This is a genomic window from Candidatus Manganitrophus noduliformans (genome assembly GCF_012184425.1).
In the GTDB taxonomy this organism is placed as follows: domain Bacteria; phylum Nitrospirota; class Nitrospiria; order SBBL01; family Manganitrophaceae; genus Manganitrophus; species Manganitrophus noduliformans.
The window spans coordinates 413,999-439,421 of the sequence record NZ_VTOW01000001.1; the positions used below are offsets into that span (position 1 = coordinate 413,999).

The 25,423-nt window shown below is 57.6% G+C and carries 22 protein-coding genes; 13 read left to right on the forward strand and 9 right to left on the reverse strand.

Features of this window, described 5'->3' with window-relative positions:
- Positions 1-1,308 (reverse strand): chromosomal replication initiator protein DnaA, encoded by a 1,308-nt coding sequence (gene dnaA / locus MNODULE_RS01980; protein ID WP_168057814.1) that lies wholly within the window; start codon positions 1,306-1,308, stop codon positions 1-3.
- Positions 1,309-1,687: 379 nt separating this feature from the next.
- On the opposite strand from dnaA, the gene rpmH reads away from it, so the two are divergent.
- The 11 genes from rpmH to mnmA all read left to right on the forward strand — a co-directional run bounded on the left by rpmH (position 1,688) and on the right by mnmA (position 11,310).
- Positions 1,688-1,828 (forward strand): 50S ribosomal protein L34, encoded by a 141-nt coding sequence (rpmH, locus tag MNODULE_RS01985; RefSeq protein ID WP_168057815.1) that lies wholly within the window; start codon positions 1,688-1,690, stop codon positions 1,826-1,828.
- Positions 1,767-2,153, forward strand: coding sequence for a ribonuclease P protein component (gene rnpA, locus MNODULE_RS01990; protein WP_168057816.1), 387 nt, complete (start codon positions 1,767-1,769; stop codon positions 2,151-2,153). The genes rpmH and rnpA overlap by 62 nt, the downstream gene beginning before the upstream one ends.
- Complete coding sequence (gene yidD, locus MNODULE_RS01995) at positions 2,154-2,363, forward strand: membrane protein insertion efficiency factor YidD (RefSeq protein ID WP_168057817.1); 210 nt, start codon at positions 2,154-2,156, stop codon at positions 2,361-2,363.
- Positions 2,364-2,395: 32 nt separating this feature from the next.
- Positions 2,396-4,015: a membrane protein insertase YidC gene (gene yidC, locus MNODULE_RS02000; protein WP_168057818.1), complete on the forward strand. Its 1,620-nt coding sequence runs from the start codon at positions 2,396-2,398 to the stop codon at positions 4,013-4,015.
- Positions 4,016-4,027: 12 nt separating this feature from the next.
- Positions 4,028-5,413: a tRNA uridine-5-carboxymethylaminomethyl(34) synthesis GTPase MnmE gene (gene mnmE, locus MNODULE_RS02005; protein WP_168057819.1), complete on the forward strand. Its 1,386-nt coding sequence runs from the start codon at positions 4,028-4,030 to the stop codon at positions 5,411-5,413.
- A 35-nt stretch (positions 5,414-5,448) separates the two neighbouring features.
- Positions 5,449-7,380: a tRNA uridine-5-carboxymethylaminomethyl(34) synthesis enzyme MnmG gene (mnmG, locus tag MNODULE_RS02010; protein ID WP_168057820.1), complete on the forward strand. Its 1,932-nt coding sequence runs from the start codon at positions 5,449-5,451 to the stop codon at positions 7,378-7,380.
- A gap of 47 nt (positions 7,381-7,427) precedes the next feature.
- The gene (rsmG, locus tag MNODULE_RS02015) at positions 7,428-8,030 is read left to right on the forward strand and encodes a 16S rRNA (guanine(527)-N(7))-methyltransferase RsmG (RefSeq protein ID WP_320412456.1); all 603 of its coding nucleotides are present in this window, start codon (positions 7,428-7,430) and stop codon (positions 8,028-8,030) included.
- An 80-nt stretch (positions 8,031-8,110) separates the two neighbouring features.
- Positions 8,111-8,878, forward strand: a complete 768-nt coding sequence (locus MNODULE_RS02020) for a ParA family protein (RefSeq protein WP_168057821.1) — start codon at positions 8,111-8,113, stop codon at positions 8,876-8,878.
- Complete coding sequence (locus tag MNODULE_RS02025; RefSeq protein WP_168057822.1) at positions 8,865-9,725, forward strand: ParB/RepB/Spo0J family partition protein; 861 nt, start codon at positions 8,865-8,867, stop codon at positions 9,723-9,725. The genes MNODULE_RS02020 and MNODULE_RS02025 overlap by 14 nt, the downstream gene beginning before the upstream one ends.
- A 60-nt stretch (positions 9,726-9,785) precedes the next feature.
- Positions 9,786-10,205 carry a bactofilin family protein gene (locus MNODULE_RS02030; protein ID WP_168057823.1) on the forward strand — a complete coding sequence of 140 codons (420 nt, stop codon included), beginning with the start codon at positions 9,786-9,788 and terminating at the stop codon, positions 10,203-10,205.
- A 1-nt stretch (position 10,206) separates the two neighbouring features.
- Positions 10,207-11,310, forward strand: coding sequence for a tRNA 2-thiouridine(34) synthase MnmA (gene mnmA / locus MNODULE_RS02035; protein ID WP_202882087.1), 1,104 nt, complete (start codon positions 10,207-10,209; stop codon positions 11,308-11,310).
- Positions 11,311-11,431: 121 nt separating this feature from the next.
- On the opposite strand, the gene MNODULE_RS02040 is transcribed toward mnmA, so the two are convergent.
- From MNODULE_RS02040 to MNODULE_RS25360, 6 genes are all read right to left on the reverse strand, one after another.
- On the reverse strand, positions 11,432-11,860 hold the full coding sequence (locus MNODULE_RS02040) for a bactofilin family protein (protein WP_168057824.1): 429 nt from the start codon (positions 11,858-11,860) through the stop codon (positions 11,432-11,434).
- 112 nt (positions 11,861-11,972) lie between these two features.
- Positions 11,973-15,116 (reverse strand): Ig-like domain repeat protein, encoded by a 3,144-nt coding sequence (locus MNODULE_RS02045; protein WP_168057825.1) that lies wholly within the window; start codon positions 15,114-15,116, stop codon positions 11,973-11,975.
- Between the two features lie 136 nt (positions 15,117-15,252).
- Positions 15,253-16,860, reverse strand: coding sequence for a [protein-PII] uridylyltransferase family protein (locus MNODULE_RS02050; RefSeq protein WP_168057826.1), 1,608 nt, complete (start codon positions 16,858-16,860; stop codon positions 15,253-15,255).
- A gap of 184 nt (positions 16,861-17,044) precedes the next feature.
- A complete protein-coding gene (locus MNODULE_RS25355) occupies positions 17,045-17,299 on the reverse strand; it encodes a type II toxin-antitoxin system RelE family toxin (protein ID WP_168057827.1) in 255 nt (84 codons plus the stop codon).
- Complete coding sequence (locus MNODULE_RS02060) at positions 17,296-17,499, reverse strand: type II toxin-antitoxin system Phd/YefM family antitoxin (protein WP_168057828.1); 204 nt, start codon at positions 17,497-17,499, stop codon at positions 17,296-17,298. Before MNODULE_RS02060 ends, MNODULE_RS25355 begins: the two co-directional genes overlap by 4 nt.
- A gap of 278 nt (positions 17,500-17,777) precedes the next feature.
- Complete coding sequence (locus MNODULE_RS25360) at positions 17,778-18,224, reverse strand: DUF5677 domain-containing protein (RefSeq protein ID WP_422666741.1); 447 nt, start codon at positions 18,222-18,224, stop codon at positions 17,778-17,780.
- Positions 18,225-18,369: 145 nt separating this feature from the next.
- On the opposite strand from MNODULE_RS25360, the gene MNODULE_RS02065 reads away from it, so the two are divergent.
- On the forward strand, positions 18,370-20,589 hold the full coding sequence (locus MNODULE_RS02065; protein WP_168057829.1) for a [protein-PII] uridylyltransferase family protein: 2,220 nt from the start codon (positions 18,370-18,372) through the stop codon (positions 20,587-20,589).
- 82 nt (positions 20,590-20,671) lie between these two features.
- Positions 20,672-21,871: a PQQ-dependent sugar dehydrogenase gene (locus MNODULE_RS02070; protein WP_168057830.1), complete on the forward strand. Its 1,200-nt coding sequence runs from the start codon at positions 20,672-20,674 to the stop codon at positions 21,869-21,871.
- Between the two features lies 1 nt (position 21,872).
- Here the strand turns inward: MNODULE_RS02070 and MNODULE_RS02075 are convergent, their stop codons facing one another.
- Both MNODULE_RS02075 and MNODULE_RS02080 read right to left on the reverse strand, forming a co-directional pair.
- On the reverse strand, positions 21,873-22,181 hold the full coding sequence (locus tag MNODULE_RS02075) for a P-II family nitrogen regulator (protein WP_168057831.1): 309 nt from the start codon (positions 22,179-22,181) through the stop codon (positions 21,873-21,875).
- Positions 22,182-22,200: 19 nt separating this feature from the next.
- On the reverse strand, positions 22,201-25,416 hold the full coding sequence (locus tag MNODULE_RS02080; protein ID WP_168057832.1) for an FAD-dependent oxidoreductase: 3,216 nt from the start codon (positions 25,414-25,416) through the stop codon (positions 22,201-22,203).
- Positions 25,417-25,423 lie beyond the last annotated feature (7 nt).

Here is a 25,423-nt window from a genome sequence, read left to right on the forward strand (position 1 = left end):
TCAATCCTCCTTCAAGTTTTGGGTCAAGCTGTCGAGTGTGGTTTTCAAACTGAAGTCTTCTCCCATCCCTTTTTCAATCTGTTTGCAGGCATGGATCACGGTGGAATGGTCCTTCCCCCCAAAGTGCTTCCCGATCTCCGGGAAAGAGAGGCTGGTCAGCTCCCGGCAGAGGAACATGCAGATCTGCCGCGGAATGACCAGATTTTTGGTCCGCTTCTTCGATTTGAGCTCGACCAGTTTGATCTGGAACCGCTCCGCGACGGCCCGCTGGATATCCTCGATGGTGACGACCCTTTTCTTCTCCTGGATGGTGTCGCGCAGGACACGCTTGGCCATCTCGACGGTGATCTCCTGCCCCGTCAGCGAACTGAACGCGCCGAGCCGAATCAACGCCCCCTCCAATTCTCGAACGTTTGTTTTGATATGGGTCGCAAGGAGGAGCGCCACATCATTCGGCAGCGGAATTCCCTCCCCCTCCGCCTTCCGCCGAAGAATGACGATCTTCGTCTCCAGATCGGGGGGCTGGATATCGGCGATCAACCCCATTTCAAATCGGGAGCGGAGACGCTCTTCGATGTCGGACATCTCTTTGGCCGAGCGATCGCTTGAAATGACCACCTGTTTATTTGCCTCGTAGAGCGTGTTGAACGTGTGGAAGAACTCTTCCTGGGTCCGCTCCTTGCCGGAGATAAACTGGATGTCGTCGATCAAAAGAGCGTCGACATTCCGGTACTTGTTTCGAAACTCGATCATCTTGTCATATCGGATGGAGTTAATCACATCGTTCGTAAACTGTTCCGAGGAAAGATAGGCGATACGGAGAAGAGGGTCGCGCGTGGAGATGAAATTACCGATGGCGCTCAGAAGATGGGTCTTGCCCAATCCGACCCCGCCGTAGAGAAAGAGCGGATTGTACGAGGTGCCCGGCCGTTCCGCGACTTTTCGGGAAGCGGCATGGGCAAACTGATTGCTTGATCCTACCACGAACGAATCGAAGGTGTAGCGCGGGTTGAGGTTTCCTTTTCGTCTCTCGCGCTCAGGCGATCCGGCAGCCTCTCCCTTCTCATCGACTACGAAATGAATACGTAGCCCTTCCTCCGATAATTCCCTTTCCAGTGCCTCCTGCATCTGCGGGTAGTAATGTTCTTTAATCCACTCCCCGAAGAATCGATTCGGCACAGCAACATGGACATCCTTTCCGGAAATGGAAACCAAGGAGGTCGGTTTCAGCCATGTCTCAAAGCTCTGCCTGTTAATATTAGGCTCCAGCTGAACAAGGAGTTGCTTCCAGATCTGGTCCAACTGCATCCGACTTTCCTGGAGTTACACACAATCTTATCAACAGTTGTTAATAGTTTTATTTCTTAGGTATATCAGTGTTTTAGAGATTACCCTGTGAAGAACTCAACCGCTGAGGAACAGATTCCGACAAAAATGCTGTTCTAATATACCAAATCGCCTAAAATGAATCAAGTGATTAATCGGGTGAATCGGCTATCCACACGGCTATCCCCGGCATTTCTTCCTTTAATAAAAGGACCTTGCCATCTTATCAAGAAGTCCCCTCCCCTTACTATTACTTCTATCTTTTTTTTAGCTCTAAAAATTCAAAACGAGTTTAGTCTTGACAATAACGCTAAAATTTAGGAAAATATACATTTTCATATTCACAACGTAAGGAGAAACTATGTCGGTTACCTACCGCCAACCGAGCAAACTGAGAAGAAGTCGCACACATGGTTTTTTGAAGAGGATGTCTACTCCCAATGGTAGAAGGGTTATTAAGAACCGCCGCGCTAAAGGACGGAAGCGCCTCACAAACGCCTAGCGTCAAGCTAAAGCGGTTGACTCGAAAAGAAGAGGTTCAAAGGGTTTTCTCAGAGGGAAGAAAGTTTGTCTCTCCCTCCTTTGTTATTTTTTCTTTGAAGTATCCGTTTCCGGATCTGCTCTATGCCATTCACATTCGTAAGAAGCTTGGATCGGCGGTAGAGCGCAATCGTATCAAACGAGTCTATCGCGAGGCCCTCCGGCGCCAACAGATTTCACTCCGCGGTCACAAATTAGTTGTGATTCCAAGGGTCGGATCAAAACTCCTTACTTTAAATCAGGTGTCCGATCAAATCAAAGCTCTTTTTCCGAAACCCCCAGAATAAATGGCCTTAATCTATATTTTCATTGTTCGTTTCTATCAAGGCATTATATCCCCTTTGCTTCCACCTGCGTGTCGGTTTTACCCGACCTGTTCGTCCTATTCCATTGAGGCGGTCAAGCGTCATGGTTTTTTTCGTGGGATGATTATGACGATTAAACGCCTTATTCGCTGTCACCCATTCTGCTCGGGCGGCTACGATCCGGTAAATTAAGTTTTCTTTATTTAGAGGAACCCAGACAAGTGATGGAAAAACGTCTTATTGTGTTTTTAATTTTATCCTTAGCGATCATTTTTGCATACCCATTTTTCATGGAACAGATGATCGGCCCCACTCCGCAAGCTCCTGAAGTGACGCAAGCGCCAATGGAAACGACACCGAAAAGCGCGCCCTCTTCCTCGACGCAGGAAGGTGCTTCGGTTGGAGAACCTGTTGTAGAGGAAAAAGATGCGAAAGAGAAGATAATAGAGAGCGATCTCTACCGTATCGTCCTGTCGAACATCGGGGGGACCGTCAAAGAATGGCAGCTTAAAAAGTACACCGAGAAAACAGAGGCGGGAGGAGCGGCTCCGATCGAGCTCCTTCAGGAGGATGTGAAAACCTTGCCCTTGACCGTTTTCACTGAAGAAGAACCGAATGGATCGAAGCAGCTATACAGCCTCGATGAGAAGACCGTTCAACTCAGCCCGGAGAATCCGATGGAGGTGGTGACCCTCACCGCCGTCGGCCCGGACGGTCGGAAGATAACGAAAGAGTTGACCTTCCACAACGATCACTACTTGGTCGACACCCGAATTGCGACAGAAGGCTATACAGAGGGCTACAAGATCTCACTCGGCACGAACTTCGGCATTAATAACTGGGCGGTGGAGTTCGGCGGGAGCATCGGCGCGGCGACATTCGTCAATAATGAAATGATCAAGAATGCGGAGTCGGATATAAGCGGAGCAGTGGCTCACGAAGGGGAGGTTTTATGGACAGCGCTACAGGATAAATACTTTATCAGCGCCCTGATTCCAAAGGAAGTCGGTCAAATGAACACAGTCACGGTGGAAAAAGAGGGAGCGCAGCAAATTCGGGTCGACTTGAAGATTCCGGCGGAGCAGGCCGGTCAAAAACAGCTGGGGCTCTATGCCGGTCCGAAAGAATACGATCGACTGGCACAGATCGGCGCCGGTCTTCAAGAAAGCATCGACTTCGGCTGGTTTATCATGGGAAGCTGGGCCCCCGTTCGTTTTGTAGCAAAGCCGATCTATTTTATCCTTCGATTCTTCTACCAATTCACCCACAATTACGGGGTCGCCATCATTCTTGTTACCGTCCTCGTGAAGGTCCTCTTCTTCCCGATTACCCGAAAGAGCCTTGCGTCGATGAAAGATATGGCGGCGATCCAGCCAAAGGTGGCAGCCCTTCGAAAGAAGTATGCGGGCGATCGTGAAAAGATGAATCGGGAGCTGATGAACCTTTACAAAGAGCACCAGATCAACCCCTTCGGCGGCTGTCTGCCGATGCTGGCGCAAATACCCGTTTTTATCTCCTTATTTAATGTTCTTTACACGACGATCGACCTGCGGCAGGCGCCGTTCATGTTCTGGATTCAAGACCTTTCCGATAAAGACCCTTTTTACGTATTGCCTGTGATTATGGGGATCAGCATGTTTTTCCAGCAATGGACGCAGCCGACAACAATGGACCCGATGCAGGCAAAAATCATGCTCTTCCTCCCTGTGATTTACACCTTCTTCTTTCTCAATTTCCCATCGGGCTTGGTCCTCTATTGGCTCGTCAACAACATCCTGACGATCGGACAGCAATACCTCATGAACCGGGAAGGGCTGGCGATTCCCAAGGCGGGAACGACGTAACAGGAAGACGAAATGCGACGGCAAGCGGGGCAGGACGATACCATCTGCGCTATTTCGACCGCGATCGGATTGGCGGGCATCGGTGTCGTGCGGGTGAGCGGCGCCAAAGCATTCCAAGTCGTCCAGTCTCTTTTCAAGGGTTCCGGCGAGCTCGCGAAAGTTCAAAGCCACACCGCGCACTACGGTCACGTCATCGATCCAAACAGTCTGGAAATTGTCGACGAAGCCCTCTTCTTGGTCATGAAAGCCCCGCGGACCTATACCGGCGAAGATGTTGTCGAAATCCAGACCCACGGCAGTCCGCTCATCCTTGAAAAAATCCTCTCCCTTCTTGTGATGCAGGGTGCAAGGCTGGCCGCCCCTGGAGAATTTACGCGCAGGGCTTTCTTATTAGGTAGAATAGACCTTGTCCAAGCGGAAGCGGTGATGGAGGTGATCACTGCGGAGAATTGGGACCATCATGGATGGGCGCTCAAACAGTTAAAAGGGAGTTTATCCCGTCAAGTTGAGTTCTTACGAGAACATTTGCTCCAGATTCTCGCTCATATTGAGGCTTCGATTGATTTTTCGGAAGAGGGAATCCACTTCTGGACCGATTCTGAAATGGGCAAGGAGATCGGGTCTGTTTCAGAAGAAGTGGAGCGCCTCCTGGCAGGGTATGCAGAGGGACGGAAAATCCGGGAGGGATTTACCGCCGTCATCATCGGGCGGCCCAACGTCGGGAAATCGAGCCTGATGAATCTTCTCCTGGAAGAAGACCGGGCGATTGTGACCCCCCTCCCCGGCACGACAAGGGATATTCTTCAGGAGACCGTTCACATCGAAGGCCTTCCTCTTCGAATCACCGATACCGCCGGCTACCGAGCGACAGAGGATCCGATCGAAGCAGAGGGGGTGCGCCGCGGAGAAGAAGCCTTGGAGAAGGCCGATCTGATTCTCTGGATGCTCGATTCGAGCGAACCGCTCCAAATTGAAGACGATGTCTTAGCGCGACGTCTGAAAGGGAAGCGAAAAATCATTCTCCTGAACAAATCCGATTTGCCTGAGTGTCTCGATCACTCTCGGATAAGAACGGAGCATCCGCAGGAGGTGATCCTCCCGTTTTCGACGGTGACCGGTTCCGGGCTCGGCGATTTAAAACGAGAGATCAAGCAGCTTCTTCGGAAACAACCTGAGAAAGAGCAACCGCTGGTCGCCCTCCTTCGGCATCGCACCGCCCTGGAGGCGGCGTCCAAGAGTCTTCATCGTGCCATAAAAGCGGTCGAAGAGAACGCTTCATGGGAGTTTCTTGCTGCAGACCTGAGGGAAGGAGCCGATTCCTTGGGAGAGATTATCGGCGAAACGACAACCGATGAGATTCTCGATCAGATCTTCAACAACTTTTGTATCGGCAAGTAAAAAGTGTTCCACGTGGAACATGAATCGGAGAGGGGATGAACAAAGCGGCATATGATGTCATCGTTGTCGGCGCAGGCCATGCTGGCTGCGAAGCGGCCCTTGCTGCCGCTCGAATGGGGGCAAAGACCCTTCTCTTTACGCTGAAGCTCGACAATATCGGCCAAATGTCGTGTAATCCCGCCATCGGCGGTATTGCAAAAGGTCATCTTGTCCGGGAGATCGATGCTTTGGGGGGAGAGATGGGCCGGGTCATCGATCAGGCCGGCATTCAATTTAGAATGCTCAATATGCGAAAGGGGCCTGCGGTCCGCGCCCTCCGGGCGCAAGCAGATCGGGACGTCTACCGGTCCGTGATGACCGATGTTCTCCTCAAACAGCCCAATCTGACGGTGATTGAAGGGATGGTCGACGAGGTTCTGGTAGAAAACGGCCGTGCGGTGGGGGTTGCGCTTCAAGACGGGACCCGATTTCATAGCGGCGCGGTCATTTTAACGACAGGGACCTTTCTTCGAGGATTGATCCATATCGGCCTGCGCCGATTTTCAGCGGGACGGATCGGTGAAGCACCGGCCGAAAAAGCCTCGCAGAGCCTGATCAATCTCGGCTTCACCTTAGGAAGGTTGAAGACCGGAACCCCTCCCAGGCTCGACGGAAACACCATTGATTATGCTCAGCTTCAGCCGCAATATGGAGATCAGCCCCCCCTTCCGTTTTCATATTCCACCGACCGGCTGGAGATCAACCAGCTTCCCTGCCATCTCACCTATACCGGGGAGAAGACGCACGACGTCATCCGAGCCCACCTGACCGAATCGCCTCTTTACTCCGGGGTGATTACCGGGATCGGACCGCGTTACTGTCCCTCCATCGAAGATAAGATCGTGAAGTTCTCCGACCATCCGCGCCACCAAGTATTTCTGGAGCCGGAAGGGAGAAATACGAATGTCATCTACCCTAACGGCGTTTCAACCAGCCTCCCGGAAGAGGTTCAACTGGAATTTGTTAGAACCATTCCGGGTCTTGAGAACGTAAAAATGCTCCGACCCGGTTATGCGATCGAATATGATTATGTTCCGCCGATTCAGCTTCATCCAACTTTGGAGACGAAGCCTGTCGCCGGGCTCTATCACGCCGGGCAGATCAACGGGACCTCCGGGTATGAAGAAGCAGCCGCACAAGGAATCATGGCGGGGATCAATGCCGTTCTGAAACTGCGGGATCAGCCCCCGCTGATCCTCGACCGATCCGACGCGTATATCGGTGTTTTAATTGATGATTTGGTCACACTGGGGACCGAGGAACCGTACCGGATGTTCACCTCTCGTGCAGAGTATCGCCTTTTACTCCGGCACGATAATGCAGACTTACGCTTAATGGAAAACGGATATCATATTGGCCTTCTTCCCGAGCGGCAATATCAGGCCTACCTTTCGAAGCGGGAGCGGATCGGACGGGAAAGGGCCTGGCTTGAATCGACATCGATCCGGACGATTCCCCGTTCCGCCGAGATCTTGGCGAATGCCGGCATTCAGGGGATTCTTCCCTCAATGAACCTCGCGCAACTGATGAAGCGGCCGGAGATCGACTACAACAGCCTCGTCTCCTGGTTCAACCTGGAGAATCAAACCGATCCCTCGATCGCAGACGAGATCGAGATCCAGATCAAATATGACGGGTATATTCAACGGGAACTTGCCCACGTCGCCCGGTTCAAGCAGATGGAGGGAAAGCGAATTCCGGAGACATTTAGCTATGATGCGGTCATCGGCCTCTCAAGAGAAGTCCTTGAGAAGTTGAAAAAGATCCAACCCCGCTCTCTCGGCCAGGCCTCTCGAATCTCCGGCGTCACGCCGGCGGCGATCTCGATTCTGATGCTGGCGCTCGAACGTCGAAGGCGAAAAGAGCTCTCCGGTCGGCACGATGGGGACGAACCGATTACCCCGAATGTGATGGAGAGCGGACACTGAATGAAGAGCAGAGAAACCTTCTCGTCCGCGGCGCCGGGGAGCTTGGAATCGTACTTTCGTCGGAACAGGTCGACCGTCTTCTCCTTTACCTCTCTGAGCTGATCCGCTGGAACCGTTCGATCAATCTCACCGGTCTTCGAAGCGACCGGGAGATCCTCATCAAACACTTTTTGGATTCGCTCACCCCGCTGACCCTGCTGCAGCCGAGGAAGGGGGAGCGCTGGATTGATGTGGGGACCGGCGCCGGTTTTCCGGGCCTGGTCCTGAAGATTGCGCGCCCCGAGCTGGAGATGACCCTCCTGGAAGCGACCGGAAAGAAGGCCGCCTTCCTCCACCATTTCATCGGCCTGCTCCGGTTGGAAGGGATTTCCGTCCTTCAGGATCGTCTAGAGCATCTGCACGGGCCGAGGTGGGAGGAGCAGTACGATCTCCTGCTGACGCGCGCGGTTTCTCCCGCCGTCATCCTCCAAAACGGGGTCGGATTGGTCCAGAGTGAAGGAAGAATCCTTTTCTTCCAGGGACCGCCCGATGCGTCGCGGTGGGAGAAAGCGTTGAAGGGAAATCGGCGGCTGGTTTTGGAGGGGATCCACCCGGTTTCGCTCCCTTTCACGGACGAACCCCGGTCGCTGGTCCTCCTCAAAGTGGTCTGATGGTTTATCGACTAATGCTTTTTTTCCAAAACGGAATATGCTAGGATAGCGCATTTCGGCAAGCGCTAGGTCAAGAATTGATGGGAAAAGTCATCGCAATCGCCAATCAGAAGGGGGGGGTCGGAAAGACGACCACGTCGATCAATCTTGCCGCGTCACTCGCGGTCGCCGAAAAGAAGGTGTTGTTGATCGACCTCGATCCCCAGGGAAACGCCACCAGCGGCATCGGGATCTCCCGAGAGGGATTGTCCGGAAGCGTGTACGATCTTCTGATCGGCCGCAAGGGGCTCTCGGAGTTGGTCGTTCCGCTTGAAGTCCCCTGGTTGAGCGTCGTTCCGGCGCATATCGATCTGGTCGGCGCCGAGATCGAACTCGTCGGCATGGACGGCCGGGAGCAGGTCCTGAAAGATCGGCTGAAGGGATCCATCGAACACTACGACTTTATCCTGATCGATTGTCCCCCCTCGCTCGGGCTGCTGACGCTCAACGCGTTGACCGCCGCCGACTCTCTCCTCATCCCGATGCAGTGCGAATATTACGCCATGGAGGGATTGGCGCAGCTGATGAACACCTTCGAGCTGGTCCGCCGATCGCTCAACCCGTCCCTCCAAGTGGAAGGGGTTTTGTTGACGATGTTCGACGGCCGGAACAATCTCAACAACCAGGTTCAGGCGGAGATTCGATCGCATTTCGGAGACCGGGTGTTCCAGAGCACCATCCCGCGCAACATCACCCTCGCCGAGGCGCCGAGCCACGGCAAGCCGGCGGTTTTTTACGATGCGGTCTCGAAGGGGGCGCAGGCCTACCTCGCCCTCGCCAAGGAGGTCTTGGAGCATGCAGCAGCGTAAGGCGTTAGGAAAAGGTCTTGGACTGACCGCCCTGGTCCCGCCGGTGGAGCCGCCGAAGGGAGATATTCGGGAGATCGAGATCGGGAAGATCATCCCGAACCGATACCAGCCGCGGCAGTATTTCGATCCGGAAGCGCTCGCCGCGCTCGCCGCCTCGCTCAAGAGCCACGGGCTGATCCAGCCGATCACCGTCCGGAAGGAAGAAAACGGGCGGTTCGAGCTGATCGCGGGGGAGCGCCGATGGCGCGCGGCGCAACTCGCCGGCTTGGCGGCCATCCCGGCGATCGTGAAGCCGGTCCAGGATCAGGAACTGATGGAGTGGGCGCTCCTCGAAAACGTCCAACGGGAAGATCTCAACCCGATCGAGAAGGCGCAAGCCTATCAACGGCTGATCTCCGAATTCTCCCTGACGCAGGAGGCGATCGCCGCCCGGATGGGGATCGACCGGTCGAGCGTGGCGAATTTCCTCCGTCTGCTCCTCCTCCCCGAGTCGTTGTGGGGATCGATTGCCGACGGCGTCTTGACAATGGGACATGCCAAGGCGCTTCTTTCTTTGGAGCGGAAAGAAGACCAGCTTCGCATCGCCGGGGAGATCAAGGCGAAGGGGTGGTCGGTCCGTCAGGTCGAAGCGTTGGTTCAAAAGATGAAACGAGAGGCGCGCCCGGAGCCGCCGAAGGCCCCGCGGAGCGCCGCGCCGGAAACGGCGGAATTGGAGAGCCGTCTCCGCCTCGCGCTGGGGACAAAGGTTCGTCTGGTGCAGCAGGGAAAAGGGGGGGAGATCCGGATCGAGTATTACTCCTTTGAAGATCTCGACCGGATTCTCGAGAAGCTGACCGGCACGAATTAAGATGAATAACCGTGAGGAGATCACGATTCGGGATCTCCTCCAGGCCATGTAGGGGGGATCATGTTGCGAAGGGATGAAAAGGAAAAGGGAGCCCAGTCGGATGAGATCATTGCGTTCCTGGGAAAGGGGACTGAATTTAAGGGGATCATCACCTACAGCGGCACCGTCCGGATCGACGGCAAGGTCGAGGGGGAAATCGTCACCCAAGGCAAGCTGGTCGTCGGCGAGACGGCGGTGATCAATGCGGAGATCTCCGCCGGCACGGTGATCTGCGGCGGAAAAATCTCCGGAAATATCCGGGCCTCGGAGCGGATCCATCTCCTCTCCAAGGCGGTGATGACCGGCTCCGTGAACACCCCCAATCTGATCATCGAAGAGGGGGTCAGCTTCAACGGCAAGTGCCAGATGGGGCAGGAAGAGGCCTCACAGGCTGAGATCCGGCCGCTGCAAGCGGTCGGGCACGATTCGAACGGGAGTTAGGTTGAACGGCACGCAAAAGGGAAGACGGGTCGTGGTCGGGATGAGCGGCGGGATCGACTCCGCCGTCACCGCCGCCCTGCTGAAAGAGGCCGGCTATGACGTCATCGGCGTCACCCTGACCCTCTGGAAGGATGAGGGGGAAGACGAAAAGCGCTGGCAGGACCGCTCCTGCTGCAAAGTGGGGCTGGCCCGCCATGTGGCGAAGCTTCTCTCGATCCCGCATCACGTCCTCGACATCCAAGAAGAATTCCGCTCTGAAATCATCGACGATTTCTGCGACGCCTATCTCGTCGGCCAGACCCCCAACCCCTGCGTCCGCTGCAACGAGCGGATGAAATTCGGCCGTCTTCTCACGGTGGCGTGCGACCTGGGGGCCGATCTTCTCGCCACCGGCCATTATGCCCGGATTCGGCATCGACCCGAACGGGGCCGCTATTCCTTGCTGAAGGGGGCCGATCTTCAGAAGGATCAGAGCTACTTCCTCTATCGTCTCAATCAGGAACAACTTGCTGCAACCCTTTTCCCCCTGGGAGAAATGCACAAGGAAGCGGTCTGTAAGAAGGCGGCGGCGCTGGGCCTTCCGTATGAAGAGGTCTTGGAGAGCCAGGAGGTCTGCTTCGTCACGCAGAAAGATTATCGGGCGTTTCTCTCGGAGCATCGCCCCGAATCGCAGGCCCCCGGAAAGATCGTCACCGAGTCGGGGGAGGTGGTCGGAGAACATGCCGGCGTCGCCTTCTACACGATCGGCCAGCGCCGGGGTCTCGGCGTCGCAGCGGGGGAGCGGATTTATGTCACGCAGCTCAATCCGGCGCGGCGCGAAGTGGTGGTCGGGTCGGAGGAGTCGCTTTTGAAGAAAGAGGTGTTTGCCGATCGTCTTGTCTGGGGAGGGGAGGGTTGTCCGGAAGCCCCCCTCCGGGTTCAGGCGAAGATCCGCTATCGGTCTCCGGCCGGGGAGGCGACGCTGGTTCCGTTTTCAGAGGGCCGGGTCCGGATCCTTTTTGATGAGCCGCAGCGCGGGGTCACCCCGGGGCAATCGGTCGTCTTCTATCGGGGGGAGGAAGTGATCGGCGGCGGGATGATCCTGGAGGCGGGGCCGGAATCGTGATGATCCGCTCGCGCCGGGTCGCGACATCGGCCTCGGCGGCGAGAGAGATAAAACAGGAAGATAAAACCACAGCGGCCCTGCTCATCAGATCGTGAGCAGGGCCGCTGTGTCATCAGCACAGTTATCGGACGGCCATGGCCTCCGATTTCATCAGCTCCGCCTCGTAATGCTCCTGAGAGCTATGGCTGGTCATTTTGCAGCTTCCATTAAATTGAGCGCCATCCTCAATGAGGAGCGACGGGGTGATCAGGTCTCCGGTGAAGATGGAGGTCCGAAGCAGCTGGATCTTCTGGTGCGCGACGATCCTTCCGGTCACCTTTCCACCGACCACCACGGTGTCTCCCTCCACGTCGGAGGTGATCACGGCGCCGTCTCCAAAAATAATGCTTCCCTTCACCGTAATTTTCCCTTCGACTTTTCCGTCGATCCGTCCCGAGCCCTCAAAGTTGACGTTCCCTTTGATCTCGACGTTCTTCCCCATATAAATGATGATATCTTCAACCGCCCGCTTGCCGTTTTCTTCCTTCCCGTTTCCGAACACCGATCCCATATCCCCTCCTGCGCTTGATGATGAACCGTACTTCGGAAAGTATAACCGATGATCGGGATTTGTCTAGGGCGGCGAGAGGTATTTCGCGGCGCCGGTCTTCGAAATGTTGAGATCAGGGCTCGGAGAGGGTGACCTCCCAGCGGACGGTTCCGGTATTCCCCGCGATATCGGTCGCGGAGAGAACCAGAGTGTTCGCGCCGGGAGAGAGCACCACCGGAAATGTAAACGCGCCCTCTTTCACCGGAACGGGATTTCCGTCGAGGGTGACGGAGCGAAGCGGGCCGGCATCGGTGACGGTTCCCGAGAGAATAATCACCGAAGTGGAAATCGGCGCGCCGGCCGGAGGAGCGTCGATCGTGATCTTCGGAGGACGGGTATCGAGGATCACTTTTCGTGAAAGGGTTTTGACGTTGCCGGCCGCGTCGGTCGCGGTAAGCTGGAGGGTATTCTCCCCTTCTTTCAGCGCAACAATCGTTTTGAACCGACCCTCCTTCAGCGGAACGGAGACGTCGTCGACCCTGACCGAAACGGCCGAGCCCCCCCGGTCCGACGCGGTCCCCGTCAAGGGAAGGGTCGGCTCGTCGGTGTAACGGCCTCCGGCGGGATGCACGAGCGAAAGGTCGGGCGGCACCGTATCCCGGATCACCGTCAGGCTTGCTGAAACATGATTGCCGGCGAGGTCGCTTGCCATGAAATCAAACCGATTTTCTCCTTCAACGTTTAAAGGGAAAACGGTGGCGAAGTCGCCTGTCACGGTCGGTACGATCCGGATTCCATTGATCATGACCCAAGAGATCGAAGAGGTCGGATCGGCCACCCGCCCGACCAGGTCGACCGTTTTGGATGCGATCAGCTGGCCCTCTCTCGGGGAAGTAATCTTCATTTCAGGCAATGTCGGGTCGAGTAGGATCGTTCGATGCGCTTCAGTGTTGTTTCCCGCCGCATCGGTCGCCGAGAAGCGGAGGGTGTTCTCGCCGGTCTGAAGCGGGATCTCCGCTGAAAATCGGTTTCCCTGAAGGGCAACGGGCCGACCGTTGAGGGAGAAGGCCGTGATCGGCCCGGCATCGAGTATTTTCCCCGTCACGACGGACGGGCTGCTGGCAACGCTCGAGCCGGGAACGGGTTGCACCACCTCGACGACCGGCGGCGCCGTGTCCCTGACCACGGAAAAGCGGGGGTAGACGGTCTGATGGCCCGTCTCGTCGACGGCCATGATTTCGATCGGGTTCTCCCCCTCTACCGGCAGGGGGACTTCCACGGAAAAGCGGTCTCCCTGTTCGGGGGCGAACGGAATGGCCGCTCCATTGATTTGGAGCGAGACCACCCCGGTTGCAAGATCCCGCACCCTCCCGGAGAGGGTGACCGTCGGCTGCCGGCTAAACGATCCCGGCGCGGGGGCCATCTCGCTGAATTCGGGACCGACGGTATCCCGAACCAGGTTGATCTCCTTGACGGCGACATTTCCCGCTTCGTCGACCGCTTCGATCTTTAAGGAATTCAGCCCCTCGTTGAGGAGCGGAAAAGGAGCCGTAAATTCCCCCCCGGTCTGGAGGGGGATTTCGATTTCGTTCACCCGGAGGGAGCGGACCGACGTCGTTGCATCGACCGCTTTGCCGATCAGGCGGGCCGCCGTCGCTTTGATGGGCCGGTCCCCCTCGGCGGCGGCGACGGTCAGCTCCGGCGGGAGGGTATCGATGGTAAACCGGCGGGTCAGCTCGGTTTTATTCCCGGCCCGGTCTTCGATCGAGGCGATCAGAAGATATTCCCGATCGGCCATCGCAAAGGTCTTTGTCGCCTGGCCCTCCTGCGGTCTGAAGACCGGCGAGAGATCGACCCGGTTCAGGACGACCGTCAAGCGGTCGGGCCGAACCTGCGAGAGGGAATCGCTGAAGGAAAAGGTCAGGGGGACCGCTTTCGTGGCGAGCGCGGCTTCCTCCGGAACGGAATCCAAAGAAAGAATCGGCGGGGTTTTGTCGATCCAGATCGAGGCCGCGATCCTCGTCTCGTTCCCGGCGCGATCGACGGCGATCCCTTGCGCCGGCTGATTCTCCCCCTCGGCGGTGATCGGCATCGGCGGGGTTGTCGAGGCGAGTCCGGAGAGGAGATCCGTGGCCTCGAAACTGACGGTCACGTCGGTTCGATGCCAGCCGAATTCGTTCGGCGGCGGAGAGAGATGCGCCTTGATCTGCGGCGGTGTCCCGTCGATCTGAACGGTCCGCTGCTGCACCGCCTCCTGATTCCCGGCGCGGTCGATTGCATAATAGAGGAGATCGAACTTTCCCTCCTGCGGAAGCGGGGCCGAGAGGGTGCGCCGCTCGGAGAAGAGAAGATCGGCGTCGGGCCGGATGACGACCTCCGGATGGGAGTCGATCCGATATCGAAGCTCGGTCAGCCCCGCGCCCCCCTCCGGGTCGGATGCTTCGAGGCGGGAGGCCGGATACCAGTCTGATCCGCCGGGGGGGTCCGACGGCAGAAGACGGGTCTCGGGGGGGGTGGCATCGAGCTGGAAGGTCGCCCTCGCCTCGGCGCGGTTTTCCGCAAAATCGGCGATCGATGCCACGAAGGTATACGCATCGTCCGGGAGACGATCGGGGGTATAGGTCCCCTCCGTCTCCCCCAGCTCAAACAGAGACGCAATATCTTTTCCATTCAGAACAGCCCGAAGGCTCTTGCGATCGACGCCGGCGGTAGCGTCTTCATATTTGAGGATAAACGTCGGCCGGGGATCATTGATGAGAAGCCGCGTCTTCGGCGCGAGGATCGACAGCTGCGGCGTGATCCGATCGGTTCCTTCGATGCGCAGCGTCATCTCCCCCCCCGGTCTCCCCTTGAGCTTCACCTGGAGGATATTCTTTTCTTTGAGGGTGATCGGTTTTTTAAAGGAGGTTTCTCTTTGGCTAAACCGAGAGGAGCCGACGATCTGGACCCCGTTCAGCAAAATCTCGGAGGCGCCGACCTTTTCATTCGGGGCATCTTTCAGTCCATTGCTTGAGATCTTCAGCAGGTAGGACGCTTCCGGATCGATCACGGTAAATTCGCTCTCAACCAGGATCGGCTCCCCTTCCCCGCGAGAAAAGGTCTTTTCGAACGCGGTAAACGTCCCTGCCCCTTCAGAGGGGGCCGGCTGGAAAAGAAGCCAGAAAAGAAGAACGGGGAACAAAAGAGAGATCGGTGCGGGAAAGGAAGCAATGAGGAATCGGCGTTTCGAAGCGGGAAAGCCTCTCTCCCTGGTATCGGGGGATTCGGCCTCTGTCATTCCAGAAGCCCTTTCACCTTATAAAACATAGAGATATCCTTCAATCACAGAAACGAGCTAAAAGGCTATCATAGCCTTTCTCTAAGGTCAATTGAAAAGGCCGCCGTAGAGGATTCGATAGGTTCGATCAGATCGATCAGCGGGGTTTCTTCTGAAAGGCGGGCCACTGTGACGGCGTTCCGAAGAGGAGACGAAAAAGGGTGTGGACCCGGCCGGTGTGGGCGCGATAATCGCGCATCAATTGATCTTGCGCAAACGTGGTCGCTTCATCCCGGTAGCCGAGCCGAAGGGCGCAGGCCCGGACCCCCTTTGGATCGATCGGCAGAAGGTGGGTTTGCGAATCGTTCACAACCTGAAGCTTGTTCTCCGCGTTCCTCAAGAAAAGATAAGCCTCTTTGAGAGAACGGGAGTCCTCTTTGGAAAGAAACTTGGATCGCGATAACTTCTCGATCGCCTTCAGGGTGTTTCGCTCCCGGATCGCGGGGTGTTTCGCGCCGAAGTAAATCTGCAATGCCTGTACGATAAATTCGATCTCGCGAATCCCTCCCCGGCCGAGCTTGACGTGGTTTTCGGTCTGTTTCGAGAGGTCGATCTTCTCATCGATCCGCGCTTTCAACGCGCCGACCTCCTGCAATCCGGGGAGGCCGAACGGTTTGCCGTAGAGAAAGGGGATCACCCTTTTCAGAAATTCCCGGCCCAGGGAACGATCCCCCCCCGCCGGCCAGGCCTTCAGCAGGGAGAGCCGCTCCCAGGTCTCCCCGCGGGTGGCGTAGTAGCGCCGGTAGCCCTGGAGCGGCTGGACGATCAGCCCCTTTTCCCCTTCGGGGCGAAGCCGTAGATCGACGCGATAGACGTAGCCCTGGCCGGTCGCCGTGTTCAACGCCGCCGTGATCTGCTGGGCGAGCCGCCGGAAATAGTCGGCGTTCGCGATCCGGCTTGCCGCCTCTCCTCGAACGCCGGAGGTCCGGCCGGTTCGGGTCGCGTAAAGATAGAGAAGATCGACGTCGGAGCTGAAGTTGAGCTCGCCGCCGCCCAGTTTTCCCATGGCGATGATGGTGAATCCGGTCCGCACCCGCCTCCCCGAGCGGTCCCGGTAGGAAGGAATCCCATACCGCTCGCGCAAGCCCCGGTCGCAAATCTCATACGCCTTCTGGATCAGAACCTCGGCCAGCTCGGAAAGCTCCGTCAGAGTCTCCTCTACGGAAGCCTCCCGCAAGAGATCGCGCACGCCGATCCGGAGGATCTCCTTTCGTTTGAAGGCGCGAAGGAGATCGAGCCGATCTTCCTTTGTTTTAAGGAGCCGCAGCGCCTGCGAGAAGTCCCGCGCGATCTCCCGCCGGCTCCGGTGCCCCTTCAGCACCGCCGGGTCGAAAACCCAATAAAAATATTCCGGATTCCGAATCAAAATTTCGGCCAGAAACGCGCTTCCGCCAAAAATCGTGGCGGCTCTCGATACGGTGGCGGGATCGTCCCGGAGATACGAAAAGAGTTGGGTCTTGCTGATGGCGGCCCGGGTAAACCGCTCGAAGTCGTTCAGCCCCCGATCGGGCTCGGCTGTTTGACCCAGGGGGCTTAAGAAATCCTCCAGAATTTCGGCGAAGAACTGTCGGACCCGCGGCTCCTCGGCGATCAATTGAAGGTTCGTATCGGCCCGCTTGATCTCTTCGAAACCATAAGGGCTGAGCAGAGAAGCGACCTCCTCGCCGCTCAGCTGAGGGGCGAGGAGGAGGTCCTTCAACTGCAACGGCGGTTTCGTAGAGGGGGAAGGTTCCTTCCGACGCGGATCTTTTGACTCATTTTTTGGTTCGAGAGGCGGCACCGTATCTCAACAAATGAAAGAATGCTAAAAATGAGCCCCCGCCCCCGATTACTCTATCAATAAAATGCGACGGCTTTTTTGCGGTTGGCTCCAGTGTTGGCTGGTACGTTTATCGGTAAATATCTCGACGATGCCCAACGTGCATAATCGTAATCAAACGGCTCGCGTCATTGATTTCATAAACCACACGATAAGAGCCTACTCGGATTCTCCACCCGGATCGACTGGCCAACTTCTTCGATCCATTCGGACGAGGGTTCTCCGCCAGCTTTCGGATCTCATCTCGTACCCGAGTGTAGGAATTCTGCGGCAGATCCGACAGTTCCTTCAACGCGCGCCGTAAAATGGTGATCGTATAGGTCACTTTCGGTCACGCTCAATTTCATCGACCGCCTGCTCGAACGGAATGGCTTGGTCGTTTGCCGCCTTGGCTGCATCGTACGCGCGAATCTCTTCTAGCTCTTCCGCCTCCTCAATTAATTTTTCATACTCCTCGATCGTTAATATGACCGCTGTCTTCTTCCCGTTATCGTCAATGACGAATTGATGTTTTTGAACTGCCATTTTGATTCACCTTTCTCTATGGAATTTTGTTGCAGCTAATGTTAAATTGAGCTGTCCGCCCACCGAGCCTCCCCAAATTGCTACGACTTTACGCGGTGGGCTCCAGTGAGCTGGGCAGCAGGAGCACCATATTAAGATATTGCATGACCTGGCCCCAATCGCCTATATTTTTTATATTATCCCTTCCCGATCATTTATGAGACCCCTCAATAATCTGGGAGCGACATAACCTAAACTTTGCCATTTCCTTCGCTGAATCTCTGCGCCCAGGGAACTTTTTAACACACACTTCGATTACCCTTGCCTCTCGTCTTACAAATTCGGATATGGACAATCCATACATGATAGCCTCGGTGCAATTGTAATATTCCCTGGGGCGGATTGGGGTTGTCTGTCAAAGTTTCCTTTATCAGCTTGAGTTTTTGTTCCAGAAATGTCGCATGCATTCTCTCAGGGTAATCGGTGGATTTCATGAGGTTTGCCAGGTCAATATTAGCTTCAAACATGCTTCGCAAAAGAAGGGGGAGTCCAACGAGAGTGTTCTTTTCGAGCAGTACGCTACACCCGCTGGCTAATTCAAGCAGACGCGAATAGAGACAGACTGAGTAAAGCTGTTGGGGGTTTCTACGGTCGAAGCGGAGACAACCGAGAAAATGCATTGCCAGTCCAAGAACCGATGAAAGGGTGTCTTGGCACTGCTCGGTAAGTTGATTTCTATCGATCATATCGTCCGCTCTCCTCTTCCCAGGATCTCACTGAGCCGAATTATACATCCCCTTTGCTTCCGCTGCAATTTGTTTTGCAGAGCCGATTTGATGGGGCGTCCCCGATTCTGTATAATGAACCCGGTTGAGGTTGAGCGCGAGGCAATTGGGCTTCAAAGAATTAGAAAAAAAACTACAGGCGCTTTCCGCGCCGAGAGAGACGGTTCAAGACTTTCTCTCCCGGATGGATCGGGATTATTTCTCCCTCTACTCCGCCGCGGAGATCGCCGATCATATCGGGATGGCCTCCCGTCTTGACCGCGATCGTCCCGCCGCCTTGAAAATCGTCTCCAAAGGGGAGCGCGCCTTTGAGATCACAGTGGTCGCCTTCGACTACTTCTCGGAGTTCTCGATCCTCTGCGGCCTCTTGGCCTCGTTCGGCTTCGATATTCAGGCGGGGAACGTCCACACCTCTTCGGATGAAGAGGCCGCGCCGGCGCGGGGCCCGCTTGCGCGCCCGAAGCGGCCGGCCCCTCGAACGATCGTCGATGTTTTTCAGGCCTCCCTGATTCCGGGAGAGGAGTTCGATGCCGGCCGGCGGCAGCGGCTCGAAGAGGCGCTCCTCTTGCTCGTCCGTCTTCTCGACCAAGACAAGTTCAACGAGGCGAGGGATCAGGTCAATCGGCACCTGATCGCTTATCTCTCCAAGGCGAAGGTTCCGGAGGGGGGGCTTCTTTCGCCGCTGAAGGTCCGGTTCGACAATCGGAGTTCGGCACGGTGGACGATTCTCGATATCCACGGCAAGGATACCCCCGGCTTTCTCTACGCCTTCTCCAACGCCCTCTCGCTGCGCGGCATTTATATTCACAAGGTCCAGATCAAAAATGCCGGGGCCGAGATCCAAGACCGGTTCTACATCTCCGACCGACGAGGACGAAAGATCGCCGGGGAGCGGGAGAAAAAAGCGCTTCGGATCTCGGCCGCCCTCATCAAGCAGTTCACTCATTTCCTGGTCCGCTCCCCCGATCCGACGAAGGCGATCGCCCACTTCGATCAACTGCTCGACAAAATCATCGAGGAAGAAAAATCAAGTTCACTCATCTCTTTTCTGAAGAAGCGGGAGACACTCCACCTCTTGGCGCGCCTCTTCGGGACCTCGGATTATCTGTGGGAAGATTTTCTTCGGATTCAGTTCGAAAACCTTCTTCCTCTGCTCGATCAATACAAGGGGAAAAAACTCCGGATCGGGAAAGAGGCGCTTCGCCGGGGCCTGCGCCGGGAGCTTCGGAAAGGAACCGGACTGGAAGAGCAAAAACGGATCTTGAATGAATACAAAGACCGGGAGCTTTTCCGGATCGACATCAAACATCTCCTCGAACCCTCCCTGACGTTGACCGATTTCTCTCAGGCGCTGACCGATCTCGCGGAGGTGGTCATTGAAGAGACCGATCTTCTCTGCCGGGCCGATCTGGTGAAGCGATACGGCGCGCCCCGCCTTGAAAACCGACGCCCCTCTTCCTTCGCCATCTGCGGACTGGGAAAACTCGGCGGGGCCGAGCTGGGGTATGCCTCCGATATCGAGCTCCTCTTTGTCTACGAAGGACCGGGCCAGACCGACGGCCGGGAGCCGATCGATAACAGATTCTTCTTTGAGAAGCTGGCGCAGCAGATCACCCATTTCATCACGGCGAAGCAGGAGGGGATCTTTCATATCGATACGCGGCTGCGGCCGCATGGAAACGCGGGGGTTCTGGCGAACCCGCTCTCTCAGCTCGCCGCCTATTACGCGCCGGCCGGCGAGGCCGCCCCCTTCGAGCGCCAGGCGCTGATCAAGCTGAGGTGGATCGCCGGCGATGAGACATTGGGCAGGAAGGTAGAGGCCCACCGCGACCGGTTTGTCTACGGCGGGGCGCCGTGGGATTTAAAGACCGCGCTGGCGTTAAGAGAGCGTCAGCGGAACGAGCTGGTTCCGAAGGGGAAGGTCAATGTGAAATACAGCGCCGGAGGCCTCCTCGACATCGAATATGCGGTCCAGTATCTTCAGATCATGCACGGCGCCCGCCATCCGGCGCTGCGAACCCCGCATACCCTCGCGGCGCTCGAGCAGCTCCGCCGGCTGAAGATCCTCCCGAAAGAGATCTGGATCGATTTTCAGGCCGGTTATCTTTTTCTGAGAAGCCTCATCGACGCGCTCCGGATCGTCCGGGGCCACGCGAAAGATCTGATCCTTCCCGACGTTCGGACGGAGGAGTTTACCTTTCTTGCGCGGAGAATGGGATACGGGCAGCGCGATTGGGAGCGGGGGAGAAAAGAGCTCGAAGAGGAGATTCAACACCACATGCGCCGGGTCCGGGACGACTTCATCCGGCTGTTCGAAGGGAAATAGCATCGGCGGATTCGCAGGCCTGCTTGACAATGCCCCCTCGCCTCCCCTAGGCTGGATATCACACCCTAGGAGGGCCTTGCGCATGATCTCTTTCGGAAAGGCGTTCTCTTTCTTGCTCTTCGGTCTTTGGCTCGTCTTCCCCGCCTCCTGCAATTCGTCTTCTTCTAAAAGTACCTCGTCTACGATCGGCGGGGGGACCTCCGGCGCGCCGGCGATTCGGCTCGAATCGGTTGCCACCGGGCTGGACGACCCGATCGGGCTTTTCAACGCGGGGGACGGGAGCGGTCGGCTCTTCGTGATTGAACAGGGGGGGACGATTCGGATCTTGCAAAACGGAGCGGTCGGCGAAACACCCTTCCTTGATATCCAAGACCGGGTCAGCGCCGGGGGGGAAAGGGGACTCCTCGGGTTGGCCTTTCACCCCAAGTTTGAAGAGAACCGCCGCTTCTTCGTCAACTACACCTCCGACGCCGGGGGACTCCACACCGTCATTTCCGAATTTACGGTCGATCCGGCCACCGGCCGGGCCGATCCGGCGAACGAGCGGATTCTCCTCACGATCCCCCAGCCCTTTTCCAACCACAACGGAGGGACGATCCTCTTCGGGCCCGACGGCTTTCTCTATATCGGGATGGGGGACGGCGGAGCGGGAAACGATCCGCAGAACAATGCCCAAAGTCTCGGCACCCCCCTCGGCAAAATGCTCCGGATCGATGTCGATCAGAAGGCGGGCGGAAAAGAATACGCCGTCCCCGCCGACAATCCCTTTGTCAGCACGCCGGGGGCCGCTCCCGAAATCTGGGCTTACGGTCTCCGGAATCCTTGGCGCTTCTCGTTTGACCGCCAGGCCGGCCTCCTCTACGCAGGCGATGTCGGCCAGAACGCGCGGGAGGAGATCGACGTGATCCGAAAAGGGGGGAACTACGGCTGGAGGGTGATGGAGGGGATGATCTGCACGCCGGGGGTGAGCCCCGATTGCGATAAAAGCCAATATCTCCTCCCGATCCTCGATTATCCCCGCTCGGAAGGGACGACGGTCATCGGCGGATATGTCTACCGGGGAAGCGCGATCCCGAACCTGCCGGGAGCGTATCTCTACGCCGATTTCGGAAGCGGCCGGCTCTGGATGCTCCGGTACGATGGGAAAGCGGTTTCCGACCAGCGGCTGCTCCTGGAGACCGGAAAGAACATCAGCTCCTTTGGGGAAGACGAGCAGGGGGAGCTCTACATCACCGCCTACGATGGGGAGATCTTCAAAATCGTTTCCGGACAGGCGACTTAGATCAGATCGGCGGATGGATCGAGCGGGCCTCGGCGAGGGTGGAGACGAAAATCTTCCCGTCGCCCGGATTTCCGGTGCGCGCCGAGATCTTGATGGTATCGACGACCCGATCGACCTCCCCCTCTTCCACCACCAGCATCAGCCAGACCTTGGGAAGCTCTTCGTAGCGGACGGGGCCGACCTGAATCCCGCGCTGGCGTCCCCGGCCGAAGACCGCCTGCCGCGTCAGCGAGATGAAGCCTGCCTTCTCCAGCCCGGCGATCACCTCCCCTTCCTTCTCCGGACGGACCATCGCTTGGACCATCTTCATCGAAAGGCTCCTTCTTTTTTCATCGCGCTTCGATCAAATCAGGAATCATCGTGATCGCATCCGACAATTCGGGCGCCAGCGGGCCGATCTCTTTTTCGAGAAGTGATGCGACCTGGTCGGCGCCGAGCCGCAGGACGGTCTCCTGAAACGATTCGCCCGGAAGACGATCGGTCGCGACGATTCCGAGCAGCGCGTCGACGGTCGGCACGACCATCTCTTCGGTAATCCCTTTTCGGACCATCGCCCCCAAGCGAATTCCCCCCTCGACCTGACCGCCGAGGAAGAGCTGGTAGGAAAACCGCCGCAGCTCGCCGACCGGCGTCATCGTTCCGGCGAGGCCGATGTCGGCGACCTGATGTTTGGCGCAGCTGTTGGGACAGCCGGAGAGGTGAATCGAGATCGACTGAAAGAGGGCCGCCTTCTCCGGCGCTTCCGGACGGAAGCGCAATAGATCGCGCGCCGCCCCCTGCGAATTGGTCACGGCGAGGGTGCAGAACTCGGTGCCGGGACAAGCGAGCAGCGCGGGGCCGCTCTCTTTTCCCTTGAGCGACAGGCCGGCCGCCTTCAACGCCTGAACGGCCCGGCCGGTCTTCCGGACCGGAATCCAGTGGAGGGCGAGATTTTGGTCTTTCGTAAAGTGGACGATCCCGTTGCCATGCCGCCGCGCGATTCGGCCGACGGCCCGAAGCTGCTCCGCGCGCAGCTCCCCCAGCGGAACGGCGACGGTCAGGCGGACGTAACCCGGCTGCCGCTGCGGAAGAATGCCGGGGGTGTTCGGGATCGAGACCGGATTCAGCCGGTTCCCGATTCGCTTCCAGAGCGGCGGCCGCGGTCCCGGGTCGGCCAAAGAAGGGAGGGGGATCTCGCGGTTCTCGGGAAGATTCTGTTTTTCGAGGAAGACCTTCTCGAACATCTCGACGAATTTCTCCCGGCCCCATTGCTCGATCAGATATTTCAACCGCGACTTCGCTTTGTTCCGGTTGCCGAATTTGGTGTGAATGGCGAAGATCGCCTGACAGGCGGCCAGCGCGTCCGGCGGGGAGAGAAACTCCTTCAGCTTGAATCCGAGCATCGGATGGGCCCCCAAGCTTCCTCCGACCCAGAGCTCGAAACCGAGTTTTTTGTCTGACGTGTCAGACAGGTCCGACGGGTCGGACAAAGTTCTTTCGCGTTCGACCGCCACGAACCCAATGTCGTTGATCGCGGCATCGGAGGCGCACGCCCGGCATCCGGCAAAATAGACATTCAGGCGGTTCGGCATCGTCGGGTTGATCAGATCCGACCGCTTCACGAAATAATCGGTGATCCGCTGGGCCCAGGGCTGAACATCGAAGAGCCCTTCGGACGCCACCCCCCCGTGCGGGCAGGCCATGATGTTCCGCAAGGTGTGGCCGCAAGCCGAGCGGGTCGAAAGACCGATCGCCTCCAGCCTCTCGAAGATCTCCAGCGAATCTTCCACGCGGATCCAATGCAGCTCCATGCTCTGGCGGACGGTGAGGTGTCCCCACCCCCGGCCGTGGACCTCGGCAAGGTCGGCCAGTCCCATCAGCTGCGTATGTGTGACCGCTCCTCCCGGGATGCGGATCCGGAGCATGAAGTAGCCGGGGTGTTTCTGGCTGCAGATGCCGTAGGTCTTGAGACGATAATAATCCTCCGGAACCAACGCGCGGGTCCCCTCCTCACGCAGCCGGTCAAAATCGATTCCCAACCCTTCCTGTTTGATCTTCTCCAGGTCGAGCGTCTTGAGCGCCCCCGGTCCTGTTTTTGTGGGGGACCTCTCCGCAACGATCGCCGTTGCAGGCCCCTTGGCCGGCGTCTTTGTCGCTTCGCCGAGAAGATCTTCCACCAATTGACTGCAACTTCCGCAGCCGGTCGTCGCCTGTGTGAAGGCGGCCACCTCGTCACGTGTCTTCAGCCCCTTCTCCCGGATGGCGGCGAGGATCATCCCTTTCGTGACGCTGTTGCAGTTGCAGACCAGGTCGGCCTCCCGCAGCGCGGCCGCGCCGCTTGCGGCCCCCGCTCCCCCTTCGACCGAGACATTTCCGAGGAGCGACGATTTAATCTCGCCGATCTCTTCCCCCTTCTGGATCAGGTTAAAAAGCCGGGGGCCGTCTTTGTTGTCGCCGAGGAGGATCATCCCGGACAGACGGTTCTGGCGGATCACACATTTTTTGTAGATCGCCTTCTCGGTATCGATGAAGACCAGCTCTTCCGCCCCCCGTCCGCCGAGAAAATCGCCGGCGGAGGTGAGATGAATGCCGGCGACCTTCAGTGTCGTCGCGCAGAGGGTTCCGGGGTAGCGACGTTGATTCTTCCCGACCAGGACATCGGCCAACACCTCCGCTTGCTCCTTCAGCGGCGCGATCAGGCCGTAGGTTTTGTCGCGATGCTCGATGACATCCCCGACGGCGAAGATCCCTGGGAGGCTCGTCGCCATCCGATCGTCGACCAGAATGCCTCGATTCGTCCTCAATCCGATCTGTTGGGCGAGGGTCAGGTTGGGCCGGATCCCGGTGCAGATCAGCGCCATTCCCGCGGGGAGTTCCTCGCCGGTCGTCAGGCGAACGCCGGTCACCCGCTCCTCTCCCAGGATTGCCTCCGCCGTGGTCTTGAGCAAGATCCGGATCCCCATCCGTTCCAGCTCCCGTTTCAGAAGCGAGGCGCCGGGGGGATCGAGCTGCTGCTCCATCAGCCGGTCGGCGAGGTGGGCGACGGTGACTGATACACCGTAATTGATCAGCCCCCGCGCCGCCTCCAGACCAAGCAGCCCCCCGCCGACCACCACGGCGCGCCGGCTCGATCGGGCCGCCGCGACGATCCGCTCCGTCTCCTCCAGGGTTCGAAAGAGAAAGACCCCTTTCTTCTCGCTCCCCGGAATCGGCGGGATGAAAGGGACCCCGCCGACGGCGAGGACAAGGGCATCGTAAGGGGCGGCGCCGCCGTCGGCATTCGTCACATACTTGGAAACCGGATCGATGCCGGTGATCGCCAGACCGAGCTTTGCATCGATTCCCCGCTCGGCATACCAGGTGCGCGGCCGGGTGAAGATCCGCTCCGCCTCGGTTTTCCCGGCCAGAAGATCGGAGAGGAGAATCCGATTGTAGTGGGTCTGCGGCTCATCGCCGAAGAGGGTGATCGAGAGGGGGGCGCCGGTTTTCAATAGGGCTTCCACCACGGCGATCCCCGCCATCCCGTTGCCGATCACCACCACCCGCATTTTGGATTGATTCGTCATCGATCCT

Excerpts from the sequence above, each read along its gene's own strand:
- dnaA (WP_168057814.1), bottom strand. The coding sequence starts at position 1,308 with ATGCAGTTGGACCAGATCTGGAAGCAACTCCTTGTTCAGCTGGAGCCT.
- rpmH (WP_168057815.1), top strand. The coding sequence starts at position 1,688 with ATGTCGGTTACCTACCGCCAACCGAGCAAACTGAGAAGAAGTCGCACA.
- rnpA (WP_168057816.1), top strand. The coding sequence starts at position 1,767 with ATGGTAGAAGGGTTATTAAGAACCGCCGCGCTAAAGGACGGAAGCGCC.
- yidD (WP_168057817.1), top strand. The coding sequence starts at position 2,154 with ATGGCCTTAATCTATATTTTCATTGTTCGTTTCTATCAAGGCATTATA.
- yidC (WP_168057818.1), top strand. The coding sequence starts at position 2,396 with ATGGAAAAACGTCTTATTGTGTTTTTAATTTTATCCTTAGCGATCATT.
- mnmE (WP_168057819.1), top strand. The coding sequence starts at position 4,028 with ATGCGACGGCAAGCGGGGCAGGACGATACCATCTGCGCTATTTCGACC.
- mnmG (WP_168057820.1), top strand. The coding sequence starts at position 5,449 with ATGAACAAAGCGGCATATGATGTCATCGTTGTCGGCGCAGGCCATGCT.
- MNODULE_RS02020 (WP_168057821.1), top strand. The coding sequence starts at position 8,111 with ATGGGAAAAGTCATCGCAATCGCCAATCAGAAGGGGGGGGTCGGAAAG.
- MNODULE_RS02025 (WP_168057822.1), top strand. The coding sequence starts at position 8,865 with ATGCAGCAGCGTAAGGCGTTAGGAAAAGGTCTTGGACTGACCGCCCTG.
- MNODULE_RS02030 (WP_168057823.1), top strand. The coding sequence starts at position 9,786 with ATGTTGCGAAGGGATGAAAAGGAAAAGGGAGCCCAGTCGGATGAGATC.
- MNODULE_RS02040 (WP_168057824.1), bottom strand. The coding sequence starts at position 11,860 with ATGGGATCGGTGTTCGGAAACGGGAAGGAAGAAAACGGCAAGCGGGCG.
- MNODULE_RS02045 (WP_168057825.1), bottom strand. The coding sequence starts at position 15,116 with ATGACAGAGGCCGAATCCCCCGATACCAGGGAGAGAGGCTTTCCCGCT.
- MNODULE_RS02060 (WP_168057828.1), bottom strand. The coding sequence starts at position 17,499 with ATGGCAGTTCAAAAACATCAATTCGTCATTGACGATAACGGGAAGAAG.
- MNODULE_RS25360 (WP_422666741.1), bottom strand. The coding sequence starts at position 18,224 with ATGATCGATAGAAATCAACTTACCGAGCAGTGCCAAGACACCCTTTCA.
- MNODULE_RS02070 (WP_168057830.1), top strand. The coding sequence starts at position 20,672 with ATGATCTCTTTCGGAAAGGCGTTCTCTTTCTTGCTCTTCGGTCTTTGG.
- MNODULE_RS02075 (WP_168057831.1), bottom strand. The coding sequence starts at position 22,181 with ATGAAGATGGTCCAAGCGATGGTCCGTCCGGAGAAGGAAGGGGAGGTG.
- MNODULE_RS02080 (WP_168057832.1), bottom strand. The coding sequence starts at position 25,416 with ATGACGAATCAATCCAAAATGCGGGTGGTGGTGATCGGCAACGGGATG.